The sequence below is a fragment of the Janthinobacterium lividum genome (assembly GCF_011601275.1).
Taxonomy (GTDB): domain Bacteria; phylum Pseudomonadota; class Gammaproteobacteria; order Burkholderiales; family Burkholderiaceae_D; genus Janthinobacterium; species Janthinobacterium lividum_E.
Genome location: NZ_JAAOLY010000014.1, coordinates 31979 through 46140, shown reverse-complemented (window position 1 = coordinate 46140; position 14162 = coordinate 31979). Strand labels below are relative to the sequence as shown.

Here is a 14162-nt window from a genome sequence, read left to right as displayed (position 1 = left end):
AAATGATAAGCTCGTCGTCCCGTATATTTGCAGGAGGCGCCGTGGCATTTCGCTATGTGGAGTTGTCTGGGGAGGAAGCAAGAAAGCTGTTTCCCCGCACAGTTGGCTATGTCTTGTCTTTCAGCCGCTGCTTTGCCGTCGATGATGACAATGGCGCGGTGCTGGCGTGCCTGGGCGGCAAGGGCAGTCTGGAACCCGAGCGGGGCGAACCGCCTACTTACTACAATCTGAGGTGGGACGGCCACATTTATGCAGCTTGCGCGCATGACAAGGTTGTCAAGGACGAGGACGGTTACCTCACCATCTTTGACCTCAACCTGGGTATCCCCGCGCCGCTGTGGCACAAGGAAGAAGAGCTGCTGCAACTGTGGCGCGACGCGATGCAGGTACTGTACAGCGGCATGTGCCAGAGAGACTCGCGCGTGCGGGTGAATTTTGTCGGCCGTGCCGGCAAAACCTTATCCCTACAGATACCGCGCCAGTAAGGCCCGGTCCAGTGATCCATCGAGTTCGATACGCACGAAGTGCCCGCTGCCCGGCGCCACGCTAATCTCCTCGCCGGCATCGTTCAACATGCGCGTGATGGCGATATCGCGGTTGCCGGTCGGGTGCATCACTTCGATGCGGTCGCCGACGGCAAAGCGGTTTTTCACGTCGACCCTGGCCCAGCCGTTTTCCACTTCCAGCACATCGCCCACATACTGGCTGCGGTCCGCCTCGGACGCGCCGCGCATGTAGTTCTGGTGGGTTTGCGTGTGGTGGCGCTGATAGAAGCCGTCGGTATAGCCGCGGTTGGCCAGACCCTGCAGCTGCCCCAGCAGGCTGATGTCAAACGGACGTCCCGCTACCGCGTCGTCGATCGCCTGGCGATATACCTGCGCCGTGCGCGCCGCGTAGTAAAGCGACTTGGTGCGCCCTTCCACTTTCAGCGAGTGCACGCCGATTTTGACCAGCCGCTCGATATGCTCGACCGCGCGCAGGTCCTTTGAATTCATGATGTAGGTGCCGTGCTCGTCTTCCAGGATCGGCATCAGCTGGCCCGGGCGCTGGGCTTCTTCTATCAGATAGGGCTGGTCGGCCAGCGGGTGGCGCGGCTGCTGGTGCAGGGCCGAGAAGGAGTTGGCCTGTTCCAATGCCTGTTCAAATTTCAGCGGTATCACCTGCATTGCGCCCAGGTCGCCGCTGGCGTCTTCCGATGCGTTTTTCACTTTGTAGTCCCAGCGGCAGGAATTGGTGCAAGTGCCCTGGTTCGGGTCGCGGTGGTTGAAATAGCCGGACAGCAGGCAGCGGCCCGAATAGGCGATGCACAGGGCGCCGTGCACGAAGACCTCGAGTTCCATTTCCGGGCAGCGCTGGCGGATTTCCTCGATCTCGTCGAGCGACAGTTCGCGCGACAAAATCACGCGCGTCAAACCCATGCGGTGCCAGAATTTGACGTCGGCCCAGTTGACGGCATTCGCCTGCACCGACAGGTGCACGGGAATCTCCGGCCACTTGTCGCGCACCATCATGATGAGACCCGGGTCGGCCATGATCAGCGCGTCCGGGCGCATGGCGATCACTGGTTCCATGTCGCGCAAATACGTTTTCAGCTTGGCGTTGTGGGCGAAGATATTGCTGGCGACAAAGAATTGCTTGCCGCGCGCATGCGCGCCATCGATGCCCTCCTGCAAGGCTTGCAAGGTCGAAAAATCGTTATTGCGCACGCGCAAGCTGTAGCGCGGCTGGCCCGCGTAGACGGCGTCGGCGCCAAAGTCGAAGGCGGCATGCATCTTGGCCAGGGAGCCGGCAGGCAGGAGGAGTTCGGGAGCGTGGCGCATGGAGGATGGGCAAAGCCGGCGATCTTATGCTGGCTGGCGCTGTATTGCATTGCCTTGGGTCAAGGGAATTGCATCCGGCGCCCGATAGCTTCAGGCGTAAGGCGTGCCCGCCATGGCCGCGTTCAAGCCAGTGTGCCCCTGGTCCACCAAGGCGAGAAAGCCGGCCTTGGCCAGCTGCGCATCGCCATGCCGCGCGAAGGCGCGGTGAGCTTCGATGAGGGCGGTGCTCCAGGTGGCCAGCAGCAGGCTGGCCGCCAGGTTGGCGAGGGGATCGTTTGCATCGCGCCCCGTGGATTCCGTCAGCGCTTGCGCGACCACGTGCGCCAGCTCGTCGCGGATCGCCCGTGCCCGGGCCTTCAAGGTATCGCTGGCCTCGATGGTGGCAATGAAACCCTGGCCGGCAGCGGAAAACGCGATGTAGGGACTGTCTTCAAGGACGAGCCGGTGCGCGAGCAGGCGCAGGGTTTCGATGGGCGCGATGGCGGGTTCGCGCTGGCGCAAGGCGGCGCGCAGCAGTTCGCGGCCCTCTTCCTCTCGGTCGAAGAACATGTCTTCCTTGCGCGGGAAGTGGTTGAACACCGTCATGCGTCCCACATTGGCGGCCGCCGCGATCTCGTCCACCGTCACCCGGTCGAAACCGTGCACGAAGAACAGCCGCGTGGCGGCATTCGAGATGGCTTGTCGGGTGGCAAGGCGTTTGCGGGAACGGAGGTCGGTGGGAATCGTCATGTTGCCTCGATCATACACGAAGTGTACTGAGTACAGATAACGCTTGATGGCGTGGCAAGACCGGGCGTACTATTTATGTACTGAGTATATATTTAGATTGAGTATATGAAAGAAACCATTCCTGTGGCGGCGCTGCCTGTCATTTTCGCTACCGTCGTGCTCGACGCCGTCGGTATCGGCCTGATCTTCCCTATCCTGCCCGCGCTGCTGCGCGATGTCACGCATGCCGATAACGTGGCGCCGTATATCGGCATCATGACGGCCCTGTATGCGCTGATGCAATTCATCTTTGCGCCCGTGCTGGGAGCGCTGAGCGACCGCCTGGGCCGGCGTCCCGTGCTGCTGCTTTCCTTGGCGGGCGCGGCCGTCAATTACCTGTTCCTCGCCTTTGCGCCGAGCCTGTGGATGCTGCTGCTGGGGCGCGCCATCGCGGGGTTGACGAGTGCCAACGTGTCCGTGGCCACTGCCTACATCACGGACATTTCTCCCGAGGCGACACGGGCGCGCCGCTTCGGCTTGCTCAACGCCATGTTCGGCGCTGGCTTCATCATCGGTCCCGTGCTGGGCGGCGCGCTTGGCGACTACGGCCTGCGCCTGCCGTTCATGGCGGCTGCCGTTTTGAATGCTGGCAACCTGCTGCTGGCGTTTTTTACTTTGCCCGAATCACGTACGCCGACAGGCGAAAAAATCGACCTGGCGGCACTGAACCCCTTGCGCCCGCTGCGCTGGGTTTTCTCGGAGAAAAGCTTGCTGCCGATTACCGTCATCTTCTTTACCTTCAGCGCGGCCGGCGAAGTGTATGGCGTGTGCTGGGCCTTGTGGGGGCACGATGCGTTCGCGTGGAATGGATTGTGGATCGGCCTGTCGCTGGGGGCTTTTGGCGTGTGCCAAACGCTGGCGCAAGCCTTCTTGCCCGGTCCCGCCGTGAAACTGCTGGGCGAGCGCGCCACCATCCTGGCAGGCGTGGCCTGCGCCTGCGTGGCATTGATCGTCATGGCCTTTGCCACGCGCAGCTGGATGATCTTCGCCATCATGCCCGTGTTCGCCCTGGGCGGCATCGGCGCGCCAGCCCTGCAGTCGCTGGCCACGCGCCAGGTTTCCGAGGACCGGCAAGGCCAGTTTCAGGGCGTGCTGGCCTCGGCCGTGAGCCTGGCATCCGTGCTGTGTCCGCTGGTGTTTTCCAGCATCTATTTTGGCGTCAGGGCATACTGGCCCGGCGCCGTCTGGCTGTCCGTGATTGTCGTGTACGCGGCGCTGGTGCCGCTCGTGCTTGGCTTGTCGCTGGCGTCGACCACGCCGGCATCGTCGCGCGGATAGGATGCCGGCGTTTCCTGCTTGGCGGCGGGCGCAAAATCGTCGACCTGTATCAAGCCGTCGACCAGGCGCGCATAGTCGAGCAAGCTATTGTGCTCCTGGCAGCTGAGCGAGCCCGCCGCCTTGGCTGCGGCCAGCCACTGCTGCATGGCGGACAGGCTTTGCGGCAGGTGTCGCAGGGCCGCGCCTTCGGGCGTGTCTTTCAGGCGTTTTTCGATGTGCAGGACGTCGGGTAGCAGTACTAGTGCCCGCTCGGCGCAGGCCACGGGATCGCTGCTGTCGGTGGCCACATAACCGTCGGCCAGCAGGCGCTCGCGGTCGGCGCCCGGCGTTTGCAGGGCCAGCGCCACTTCACTGCCGAGTTCGTCGGATGGCGGGCGATGGGGCAAGCCAAACGGGAACAGCAAGGTGCGCAGCAGCACGGCCAGCACGCGCGCAGGGAAATTGTCCAGCACGCCCGTCAAGCCTTGCTGGGCCTTGACCAGCGCGTCCTGCAGCGACCAGTGCACATAGGGCAGGTCGGCCTCGGGCCGGCCATCGTCTTCGTAGCGCTTCAGCACGGATGACGCCAGATATAACTGCGCCAGCACGTCGCCCAGACGGGCGGACAGCCGTTCGCGGCGTTTGAGCTCGCCGCCGAGCACGAACATCGACATATCCGTCATGACGGCAAACGCTGTCGACAGCCGCGTCAGGGCACGATAGTAGGGCGCCAGTACGGGCGCGCCGGCGTCGGGCGCTGCCGCAAGGCGCGCGCCGCCCAGTCCGTACCACAATCCCCTGACCAGGTTACCCAGCACAAAGCCCACGTGGCCAAAGAAGGCGGAATCAAAATCCCGTATGGCTTTGCGGCCGTCGCCTTCGCTGACGGCGGCCATTTCCCTGAGTACATACGGATGCGCGCGGATGGCGCCCTGGCCGAAGATGATCAGGCTGCGTGTGAGGATATTGGCGCCTTCGACGGTAATTGCGATGGGGATTTGCTGGTAGGCGCTGGCGAGGAAATTGTTGGGGCCGATGCAGATGCCCTTGCCGCCGAGGATATCCATGCCGTCATTGACGAGCGCGCGGCCCCGTTCCGTGACGTGGTATTTGACGATGGCGGAAATGACGGCCGGCTTTTCGCCCAGGTCGACGGCGTGCGCGGCCAGGGTGCGGGCCGCGTCCATCAGGTACAGGTTGGCGCCCATGCGTGCCAGCGCTTCCTGCACCCCTTCGAACTTGCCGATAGGCATGTTGAACTGGCGCCGCACGGCCGCATACGCGCCGGTGCCGCGCACGGCCATCTTGCCCATGCCCACGCTGGACGAGGGCAGCGAAATGGCGCGCCCGGCTGCCAGGCACTCCATCAGCATGCGCCAGCCTTTGCCCACTTGCGCCTGGCCGCCGATGACCCAGTCGATGGGGATGAACACATCGTTGCCTGACGTGGGGCCGTTCTGGAAGGCGGCGTTCAAGGGATGGTGGCGGCGGCCGATCACCACGCCGTCGTGGCTGGCGGGGATCAGCGCGCAAGTGATGCCGGGCGCGTCGTTGTCGGAGAGCAAGTGGTCGGGATCGCTGGTCTGGAATGCCAGTCCCAGCAAGGTCGCCACGGGCGCCAGGGTGATGTAGCGCTTGTTCCACGTGAGGCGGAAACCCAGGGTCGATCTTCCTTCATGCATGCCCATGCACACGACGCCCAGGTCGGGAATGGCGGCCGCGTCGGAGCCCGCATACGGGCTGGTCAGGGCAAAGCAGGGAATCTCGGTGCCGGCGGCCAGGCGCGGCAAGTAATGGTTTTTCTGTTCCTCGGTGCCGTAGTGCAGCAGCAGTTCGGCCGGTCCCAGCGAGTTGGGCACCATCACGGTCACGGCCAGCGCCGAGCAGCGGCTCGACAGTTTCATCACCACTTGCGAATGCATGTAGGCGGAGAATTGCTTGCCGCCGTATTGCTTGGGAATGATCATGCCGAGGAAACCTTGCGTCTTCATGTAGTCCCAGGCTTGCGGCGGCAAGTCGAGTTGCTGCTGCGTTTCCCAGTCATCGACCAGCTCGCACAGGCGTTCGACGTCGTGTTCAAGAAAGTGGCGTTCCTCGGCAGTGAGCGAGGCGCGTCCATAGCCCAGCAGTTTTGGCCAGTCGGGCCGGCCGGAAAACAGGTCCGCATCCCACCACGTGGTGCCCGCTTCGAGCGCGTCGCGCTCCGTGTCGGACATCGTCGGCAAAATGCGCTTGAACAGGGCCAGCAAGTGCGGAGTCACCAGGGCGCGGCGCACGGGGCCGGGCGCGAACAGTACAACCAGGCCCAGCAGGGCCACCAGCAATATGAGCGTCAGCATGCGATATCTCCCTGTTATATGACGACAGGATAGGCCGAGATGGCGAATGTTACTGTGCGGTACAGCGCATACGCACAACGCCAACCGGATGGCTTGGCGTTGTGGTGTCAGGCGTGAAGCGTATTAACGTTGCGGGCCGACAATCACCGTGTCGCCCTGTTTGCCTTTGGCGCCAGTGTCGTCTTTGGCGCCATCGTTGCCTTGCATGCCGCTGTCGCCGGTCTGGCCCGTGGCGCCGGTGGCACCGGTCGCGCCGGCAGGACCAGGCGCGCCTGCAGGGCCGGGAATGGGGGAGGTTTTGTGCAAAGGAAAACAAAAAAGCCAACCCGAAGGTTGGCTTTTTGCTATGTGACGCTGAATTCTTGGTGGCCCGGGGCGGAATCGAACCACCGACACAAGGATTTTCAATCCTCTGCTCTACCGACTGAGCTACCAGGCCAAGGCGGCGAATTATAGCAGAAAGACTTTCTACCTGACCAGAGCTAGCTGTGTTCAAATGCAACAGATGGCCAAAACATGGTGTTTTGGCATCCTTGTATGAACTGAAGGGATGTGGCGATGCAGCGACGTAATGGCGTGCAATGGCTGGTGCTGGGCGGCTTGTTCAGCGTGGTGTGCGGTGTGGCGCGGGCCGATGGGTTGGCCGATCTGAATGCGGCGCTGGCGCGGCTGCAAGGGCAGACGCCGATCAAGGCGCAGGTGGAATCGAAAAGCTGGCGCCGGGAAGGCGAGGGCAAGGAGGCGGAAGAAGATAGCGGCCAGGCCACGGTCACCGTCGACAGCGGGCCGGCGGGCTTGCAAGTGCTCTACGGCAAGGACCTGCTGGCGAAAGTGGAGGCCGAGCAGCGCGCCAAGGTGAAAGATCCGAAGGTCAAGGCGCCGATCGGCTTTGCGCTGGGGGAAATGAAGGCGACGGAGCTGCGCTCCATGGTGTCGGCGGCGGACTCTTTGTCGCGCGAGATCGAGGAAGCCGTGTTCAGCAGTGAAAAAGTGGATAGCTACAAGGGCAAGCCGGCGCGCCTGCTCAGCTTTACCTTGTCGCTCGACAAGGTGCCTGAGAAAGACCGCAAATATGTGAAGAAGTTCGAAGGCGGCATCGAGGTGTGGATCGCCGCGGATGGCACGCCGCTGGCCAGCCGTTTTCACTTCGACGTCAGCGGGCGCGCCTTTGTCGTCGTCAGCTTTACGCAAAAGACGGACGAGACGCGCCAGTATGGCGTCAGCGGCGACCATTTGTTGCTGTTGCGCAAGGAAAGCAAGAATGCCACCTCGGGCGCGGGCGAGAAGGTGGAAAGCAAGATCGTCAAGACCCTGCAATTGCAGTCCTGACGTGTTGCTGAATCATTCCATTACATGGCGGCGCTGCCGCCCATGGCGCTCTTTTGCAGCACGCAGCGTCCCGCTTCGCAGGTGGCGCCCGGGTCCGTGACGATGGAGCAGGTCGACATCATGCCGTCCGCTTGCTGCTGCTTGCGGCTGGCCTCGGCTTGCGCCTGGGCCAGTGCCTTGAGTTTCTTGCCGTCATTGCCCTTGCTGGACCAGGCCAGGTAGCGCTCGGGTCCTCCGCAAGCCTTGGCGCCGATGGCGATGGTCTGGCATTGCTGGGTGGAATCGCAGGCGGCTACGCCCACTTCCGCCTGGATTTGCGCCAGCAAGCCGGCATTGCCGGGGGCGGGCGGCGCATCATCTTGCGTGGGGGCGCTGCCGCAGGCGCTGGCGGCCAGCAGCAGGACGCTGGCGCAGGCGGTGCGCAGCAGTGGCAACAGGGTGGGGTAGGTAGGCGTTTTCATGCCTTCATCATGTGCCACGCTTGCGTAAATGGCAAGCGCGATTCGTATGCTGCTCGATCCTTGACCCCGGTCATTTCCATTGTCAACCCGTCAAAGTTAATATAAATCAACATCAAATCAGCGATGTACGGGTGGCGACCGGGCCGGCGCGCTGCATTCCCGCGCCGGTGCGCGCCGCCGATTCGGGAATGTTTCCAGGAGTTAGACTATGCGCCGCACCATGTCCCCCTTTCTCTTTATTGCCAGCCTCGCTTTCAGCGGCGCACTGCACGCCGCCAGCAAGGAGCCGATCCAGCCGATTACCGCCGCCAAGGTGGCCAATCCAGCGATGGTCGAGCTGGGCAAAAAACTGTTTTTCGACCCGCGCCTGTCGCGTTCGGGCTTTATTTCCTGCAACAGCTGCCATAACCTGAGCATGGGCGGCACGGACAATATCAAGACATCGATCGGCCACAACTGGCAGCGCGGGCCCATCAATTCGCCCACCGTGCTCAATGCCGGCATGAACGTGGCGCAATTCTGGGATGGCCGCGCCAAGGATTTGCAGGAGCAGGCGGGCGGCCCCATCGCCAATCCCGGCGAGATGGCTTTTACGCACGAGCTGGCCATCGACGTGCTGGCCTCGATTCCCGCCTACCGCGCGGAGTTCAGGCAAGTGTTTGGCCAGGACAAGCTGACCATCGAGCAAGTTACGCGCGCCATCGCCGCCTTCGAGGAAGTGCTGGTGACGCCCGGTTCGCGCTTCGATCAATGGCTGTCGGGCAAGAAAAGCGCGCTGACGAAAGACGAGCTGGCCGGCTACCAGCTGTTCAAGTCGAGCGGCTGCATCGCCTGCCATAACGGTCCCGCCGTGGGCGGCAACACTTTCCAGAAGATGGGCGTGGTGGAACCATATAAAACGGCGATGACGGCAGAAGGGCGCTCGGCCGTGACGGGCAAGGATGCGGACCGTTTCAACTTCAAGGTGCCGACCTTGCGCAACGTGGAGCTGACGTATCCGTACTTCCACGATGGCGAGGCGGCGACCCTGACGCAAGCCGTCGACGTGATGGGCCGCTTGCAGCTGGGCCGCACGTTTACGCCCGGCGAAAACGCGAAACTGGTGGCCTTCCTGAGGACCCTGACGGGCAAGCAGCCGCACATCGTGCTGCCAATCCTGCCGCCATCGTCGGACACGACGCCGCGGCCGGTGCCGTTTGACTGAGTGAGTGTGGTGTCGGATTACGCCCTTGCGGGCTAATCCGACCTACTCTCTCCGGCGTAGGTCGGATTAGCGGCGTAGCCGCGTAATCCGACATTTTTTGCAGATATCGCTTACTTCAACGTCCGCTGGAACAACTGATAAATCCTGCGGTACTCGTCATACCACGCTTCCGGCTGCACGAAGCCGTGGCGCTCCATCGGGTAGCTGGCCATTTCCCAGTTATCCTTTTTCAGCTCGATCAGACGCTGCGACAGGCGCACGGAATCCTGATAAAACACGTTATCGTCGATCATGCCGTGGGCGATCAGGAGGTTGCCCGTCAGCTTGTCCGCGTATTCGATCGGCGACGAAATCTTGTACGCTTGCGGATCGATGTCCGGCGTGTTCAGGATGTTGGCCGTGTACTCGTGGTTGTAGGTGGTCCAGTCCGTCACGGGGCGCAGGGCGGCGCCCGACTTGAAGATGTCCGGTGCGCGCATCAGGGCCATCAGGCTCATGAAGCCGCCATAGCTGCCGCCATAGATGCCCACGTTTTGGATGTCGCCCTGATGCTGCTGCGCCAGCCAGTTGGCGCCGTCGATGAAATCTTCCAGTTCCGGGTGGCCCATCTGGCGGTAGATGGCCGTGCGCCAGGCGCTGCCGTAACCGAGCGAGGCGCGGTAGTCGACGTCGAGCACGATATAACCTTGCTCGACCAGCAGGTTGTGGAACATCTGTTCGCGGAAGTAGACGGGATAGCGCTCGGTCACATTCTGCAGGTAGCCGGCGCCGTGCGCGAACATGACGATCGGGTAGCGCTTGCCCGCTTCCAGCTGCTTAGGTCGGTACAGCTTGGCCCAGATCGGCGCCGCGCCATGCGTGGACGGTACTTGCACCAGTTTCGGCATGACCCAGTTGCGCGCCTTGAAGGCGTCGCTGCGCGTATCCGTGAGGATATTGGCCTTGCCGCCCGCAACGGGAATCGTCGCCAGTTGGGCCGGCATATAGCTGGTCGAATAGCGCAGCAGCAGCTTGCCGTTATCGGGCGACAGGCCGAAGTTTTCCACGCCTTTCAAATTCGTCACTTCGCGCGCGCCGCCGTCCCTGGCCGTGCTGGCGCACACTTCATATGTGCCTGGCGCCTGCCGGTTGCACATGAAATAGGCATTCTTGCCGTCGCGGCTCCATTCGACGGCGCTCGCTTCCCACTGGCCGCTGGTCAGCGCGCGCGCCGGAGCCGCGCCCTGTTTCGTGTACAGATGGGCGTAGCCGCTTTCCTCGGACAGATACCACAGGGTGGCGTTGTCGGGCAGCCAACCGAATTCCTCGGCGCGGCGGTTGACCCAGGCCGTGTCGCTGATGCGGTGCACGGGCACGAGGGCGCCGTTGGCCAGGTCGACGTTGGCGAGCCAGCCGTCCTTGTTGTCGATGGCGCGGATACGCACGGCGACCTTGCTGCCGTCACCGGTCCAGGCGATACCGTCGCGCTGGGCGTCGATGCGCACGGCGCGGTTGCCTTTCAACGGCGGCAGCTTCTGCTCGGCGCGCAAGGCTGCCAGCGGATCGACGGCGATGCCCGGCAGGCTGTCGAAGGCAATCTCGCGCACCTGGCCCGTGCGCAGGTCCGCCAGTTTCAGGCTTTGCGCAATCGGCATATTGCGGCCCACGCGCGTGCGCTCGTCGTCCGCTTCCGGGTAACCCGTTTCCGTCACGTAGCGGGCCAGTTTGCCCAGCTTGCCCTTTTCGGCGGCCTTGTCTTGCGTGACGAACAGCAGCCAGCGGCCGTCCGGCGACAGGGCGCTGCCGGAAATCGTCACTTTCTCGCCCAGGTAGATCGGTTCCGGCGCGCGCGTGGCGTCCAGGCGGCGCTCTTCGTGGCGGCGTTCGCGGTTTGCGTCGCGGTCTTCCTTCTGGCGCGCCAGGTTGACGATCAGGCGCAGTTGCAATTCGCGCAGGGCGTCCGCTTCCGGCTTGGCGTCCGGGTCCTTGGCCACGCGCAGCAGGGCCACGGGGGCGCTCAGGCGCTCCGCGCGGTTCCAGCTGAACCAGTCGGTGCCGCTGCGGTATTGCACGGCGCCGCCGTCGCTGGAATATTGCGGGTCGCTGATGGCCGTGACACCGCGCGTGATCTGGATCAAGGCGCCGTTTTTCAGATCGCGCTCGAACAGGTCGCCGTTGCGCAGCAGGATGGCGCGCGTGCCGGCCCGGTTGACGACCATCTGCTGGCCATCGAGATTGGCCAGTTGCGCATCGTCGACCTTCTTGCCGCTATTGAGTTTCGCATTCGTCCCGGAGACTTGAAACGTGTCGCGCAGGGGCGAGCCTAGGCGCTTTTGCTTGTAGTAAAGCTGGCCATTCCAGCCCCACCACGCCGCCTCGACGGGTGTGCCGATCCAGTCGGGATCGGCCATGGCCTGGTCCAAGGTGATCGGCGTGGGCGCGGTGGTGGCGGCGGTGGATGAGGGGGCCGCATGCGCGGCGGGCAGCAGAGATAGCAGGAGCGGCAGCAGGGGAAGAACCAGACGCATCGGGGATCGCTTTAATCAAAGGGGATGATGAAGGTACAGGCTATGAGGCCGGTATTCTAGCGGAGGAGTTGCGTGCAGGAAATGCCGTAAAGCTAACGCCGTTCGGCCAGCCACGTCATGAAATCAGGCAAGGGCATCGGCCGCGCATACAGGAAGCCTTGCAAGCCGTCGCAATCGTGGGCGATGAGGAAGTCGGCCTGCTCCTGCGTTTCCACGCCTTCGGCCACGACGCGCAAGCCCAGGTGGCGTGCCATGGCCAGGATCGCTTGTACGATGGCCGTGTCGCGCGGCGTGTCGTCGATGAAGCGCTTGTCGATTTTGAGTTCGTACAGCGGCATCGAGGTCAGGTAGGCGAGGCTGGAATAGCCGGTGCCGAAATCGTCGATGGAAAAGCGGATGCCCAGGGCCGCCAGTGCGCGCATGCGCGCCAGCGAGGTTTCGCGCTGGTCGATCAGCAAGCCTTCCGTCAATTCCAGGATCAGGGCGCCGGCCGGCGTGCCGTGTTCGGCCAGCGCCGCCTGCACGCGGGACGCGAAATCGGGCTGGCGAAACTGGGCCGGGCTGACGTTCACGGACAGGGCAACGGGCGATCCCGCCTGCGCCAGCACCGTGGCGGCGCGGCACGCTTCGCGCAAGGCCCAGTGCCCGAGCTTGACGATCAGCCCCGATTCCTCGGCGATGGGAATGAAGATGCCGGGCGCGATATGGCTGCCGTCCGCCTGCGGCCAGCGCATCAGCAATTCGGCGCCCGTTACCCGGCCATGGCGGTCAACCTGCGGCTGCACGTGCAGGCATAATTCACGGTTATCGAGAGCGCGCGCCAGGGCCCGTTCCAGGGTCAGGCGGCGCTCCACGCCCGCCTGCATGGCCGCTTCAAAGAAGGCGATGCCGTTGCGCCCTTCCGCCTTGGCGCGGTACATGGCGATGTCCGCTTCGCGCAGCAGGTCGTGCGCCTGCTGCTTCATTTTCGGCAGCAGGGTCACGCCGATGCTGGCGCTGCAATGATAGGACTGCGCGCCGATCTCGAAGTCGCGCGCGATGGCGGCGCGGATTTTCTCGGCCACCTGGGCTGCGGCGCGGGCGGCGCTGTCCAGGTCATTGGCCAGGTGCGCCAGCAGCACGACGAATTCGTCGCCGCCGATGCGCGCCACCGTGTCGGCCTTGCGCATCAGCTGCGCCAGCCGTTCGCCCGCCAGGCGCAGCAGCGCGTCGCCGGTGGCGTGGCCGCGCGCGTCGTTGATGTGCTTGAAGTGGTCGAGGTCGATGAACATCAGCGCGCTGATGGACTGGTCGCGCGGCGCGGCGGCCAGCAGGTGGCCGATGCGGTCCATCAGCAGGCGCCGGTTGGGCAAGCCCGTCAGTACGTCGTAGAACGCCAGGCGGTGGATGTCCGCTTCCGATTTCTTGCGCTCGTCGATCTCGCGCTCGACGGCCACCCAGTGCGTCTGCTTGCCGTCCGCATCCGTGAACGGCACCAGTTCCGCTTCGACCCAGTAGGCCTTGCCGGCCTTGTTGTAATTCAGCAATTCCGCGCGTGCCGGCTGGGCGCGGGACATGGCGGCGGCGACGCGCGCCAGTTCGCCCGCATCGGTGGCGGGACCTTGCTGGAACAGCAGGCTGCGGCCCAGCACCTCGGCGCGCGCATAGCCGCTGCTGCGCTCGAAGGCGTCGTTGACGAAGATGATGCGCGTGGCCGGCACCGCACCCGCGCCGAGGTCGAACAAGGTATCGGCCACTTCGGCGATCATCACCATGTCGTTCAGGCGGGCCAGCGCCGTGGCCGTCAGGCGCAGGTCGGCGTTCAGCTGCGACAGGGCCTGGCTGCTGCGTTCCAGGTGGCGCAGCAGGAAGGCGCAGGACAGGGTCAGCACGGCGGCGATGAACAGGAAGTTCAGGGCCACGATCAGCGCGCGCAGCACGGGCGAATCGGGCACGCCGCGCAGTTGCAGTTCCACGTCGGGATGCAGGCCGAGAAGGAAGATGGTCAGCGACGTCAGGGCCAGGGTCGACAAGGCTGGCCGCATGCCCAGCAGCAAGGCCGCCAGCACGGGCATGAGCATCATGTAGATCTGGCTGACGGGGCCGATTTTCATCAGCAGGCCCACGCCCACCAGATAGGCGACGATGAGAAATTGCCACACGCGCCAGCGGTAGGGCATGGCGCGCCAATGCCAGATCGCGCCGATCCAGCCGATGGCCAGCAAATCGAGGGCGACTATGGACCAGATAGCTTCGCGCGCGGCCAGCAGGGCGCTGGGGATGGCAGTGACGATGCCAAGCAGCAGCACCGCCTGCAGCAGGCGCGCAAAAATCTGTCCGCGCCAGTGCGCGAGATCGTTCGACGCGGCCACGCTGCCGTCCTTTCCCCAGGGAGCTGTGCTGCCGAGCTGAGCAGTATGGTAAAAATATTACGCGGTATCTTTCAGCATGTCATCTTGATCATTCGGCATGATTGACTCTGCGACCACAAGGCGCAT

10 protein-coding genes, 1 tRNA gene and 1 pseudogene are annotated in these 14162 nt (G+C 63.8%); 4 read left to right on the top strand and 8 right to left on the bottom strand.

The genetic code is table 11. From position 1 onward, the window contains the following. Window positions 1-41 precede the first annotated feature (41 nt). Window positions 42-485, top strand: a complete 444-nt coding sequence (locus tag GYK42_RS20470) for a hypothetical protein (RefSeq protein WP_166448975.1) — start codon at window positions 42-44, stop codon at window positions 483-485. On the opposite strand, the gene yegQ is transcribed toward GYK42_RS20470, so the two are convergent. After that, window positions 465-1820, bottom strand: coding sequence for a tRNA 5-hydroxyuridine modification protein YegQ (yegQ, locus tag GYK42_RS20465; RefSeq protein WP_166448974.1), 1356 nt, complete (start codon window positions 1818-1820; stop codon window positions 465-467). The genes GYK42_RS20470 and yegQ overlap by 21 nt on opposite strands. 90 nt (window positions 1821-1910) lie before the next feature. Further along, a complete protein-coding gene (locus GYK42_RS20460) occupies window positions 1911-2549 on the bottom strand; it encodes a TetR/AcrR family transcriptional regulator (RefSeq protein ID WP_166448973.1) in 639 nt (212 codons plus the stop codon). Window positions 2550-2654: 105 nt separating this feature from the next. Between GYK42_RS20460 and GYK42_RS29365 the strand changes: the two are divergent. Continuing rightward, a pseudogene (locus GYK42_RS29365) lies at window positions 2655-3761 on the top strand (TCR/Tet family MFS transporter); the annotation flags it as partial. On the opposite strand, the gene GYK42_RS20455 reads toward GYK42_RS29365, so the two are convergent. The 3 genes from GYK42_RS20455 to GYK42_RS20445 form a co-directional block, all read right to left on the bottom strand. Next, complete coding sequence (locus tag GYK42_RS20455; RefSeq protein WP_166448972.1) at window positions 3737-6184, bottom strand: acyl-CoA dehydrogenase; 2448 nt, start codon at window positions 6182-6184, stop codon at window positions 3737-3739. The pseudogene GYK42_RS29365 and the gene GYK42_RS20455 overlap by 25 nt on opposite strands. Window positions 6185-6307: 123 nt before the next feature. Then, window positions 6308-6490 carry a hypothetical protein gene (locus GYK42_RS29600; protein ID WP_277346649.1) on the bottom strand — a complete coding sequence of 61 codons (183 nt, stop codon included), beginning with the start codon at window positions 6488-6490 and terminating at the stop codon, window positions 6308-6310. A 57-nt stretch (window positions 6491-6547) separates the two neighbouring features. After that, window positions 6548-6623 (bottom strand) — tRNA-Phe (locus tag GYK42_RS20445). Between the two features lie 119 nt (window positions 6624-6742). Here GYK42_RS20445 and GYK42_RS20440 point away from each other — a divergent pair. Continuing rightward, window positions 6743-7513 carry a hypothetical protein gene (locus GYK42_RS20440; protein WP_205711483.1) on the top strand — a complete coding sequence of 257 codons (771 nt, stop codon included), beginning with the start codon at window positions 6743-6745 and terminating at the stop codon, window positions 7511-7513. Window positions 7514-7533: 20 nt separating this feature from the next. Here the strand turns inward: GYK42_RS20440 and GYK42_RS20435 are convergent, their stop codons facing one another. Further along, complete coding sequence (locus GYK42_RS20435; protein WP_166448971.1) at window positions 7534-7974, bottom strand: hypothetical protein; 441 nt, start codon at window positions 7972-7974, stop codon at window positions 7534-7536. Window positions 7975-8194: 220 nt separating this feature from the next. Between GYK42_RS20435 and GYK42_RS20430 the strand changes: the two genes are divergently transcribed. Continuing rightward, window positions 8195-9178, top strand: coding sequence for a cytochrome-c peroxidase (locus tag GYK42_RS20430; protein ID WP_240943680.1), 984 nt, complete (start codon window positions 8195-8197; stop codon window positions 9176-9178). Between the two features lie 110 nt (window positions 9179-9288). Here GYK42_RS20430 and GYK42_RS20425 read toward each other — a convergent pair whose 3' ends face one another. Next, window positions 9289-11685 carry a S9 family peptidase gene (locus GYK42_RS20425; RefSeq protein WP_166448969.1) on the bottom strand — a complete coding sequence of 799 codons (2397 nt, stop codon included), beginning with the start codon at window positions 11683-11685 and terminating at the stop codon, window positions 9289-9291. 92 nt (window positions 11686-11777) lie between these two features. Continuing rightward, window positions 11778-14036: an EAL domain-containing protein gene (locus tag GYK42_RS29595; protein ID WP_166448968.1), complete on the bottom strand. Its 2259-nt coding sequence runs from the start codon at window positions 14034-14036 to the stop codon at window positions 11778-11780. Window positions 14037-14162 lie beyond the last annotated feature (126 nt).

Excerpts from the sequence above, each read along its gene's own strand:
- GYK42_RS20440 (WP_205711483.1), top strand. The coding sequence starts at position 6,743 with ATGCAGCGACGTAATGGCGTGCAATGGCTGGTGCTGGGCGGCTTGTTC.
- yegQ (WP_166448974.1), bottom strand. The coding sequence starts at position 1,820 with ATGCGCCACGCTCCCGAACTCCTCCTGCCTGCCGGCTCCCTGGCCAAG.
- GYK42_RS20435 (WP_166448971.1), bottom strand. The coding sequence starts at position 7,974 with ATGAAAACGCCTACCTACCCCACCCTGTTGCCACTGCTGCGCACCGCC.
- GYK42_RS20425 (WP_166448969.1), bottom strand. The coding sequence starts at position 11,685 with ATGCGTCTGGTTCTTCCCCTGCTGCCGCTCCTGCTATCTCTGCTGCCC.
- GYK42_RS20455 (WP_166448972.1), bottom strand. The coding sequence starts at position 6,184 with ATGCTGACGCTCATATTGCTGGTGGCCCTGCTGGGCCTGGTTGTACTG.
- GYK42_RS20430 (WP_240943680.1), top strand. The coding sequence starts at position 8,195 with ATGTCCCCCTTTCTCTTTATTGCCAGCCTCGCTTTCAGCGGCGCACTG.
- GYK42_RS20460 (WP_166448973.1), bottom strand. The coding sequence starts at position 2,549 with ATGACGATTCCCACCGACCTCCGTTCCCGCAAACGCCTTGCCACCCGA.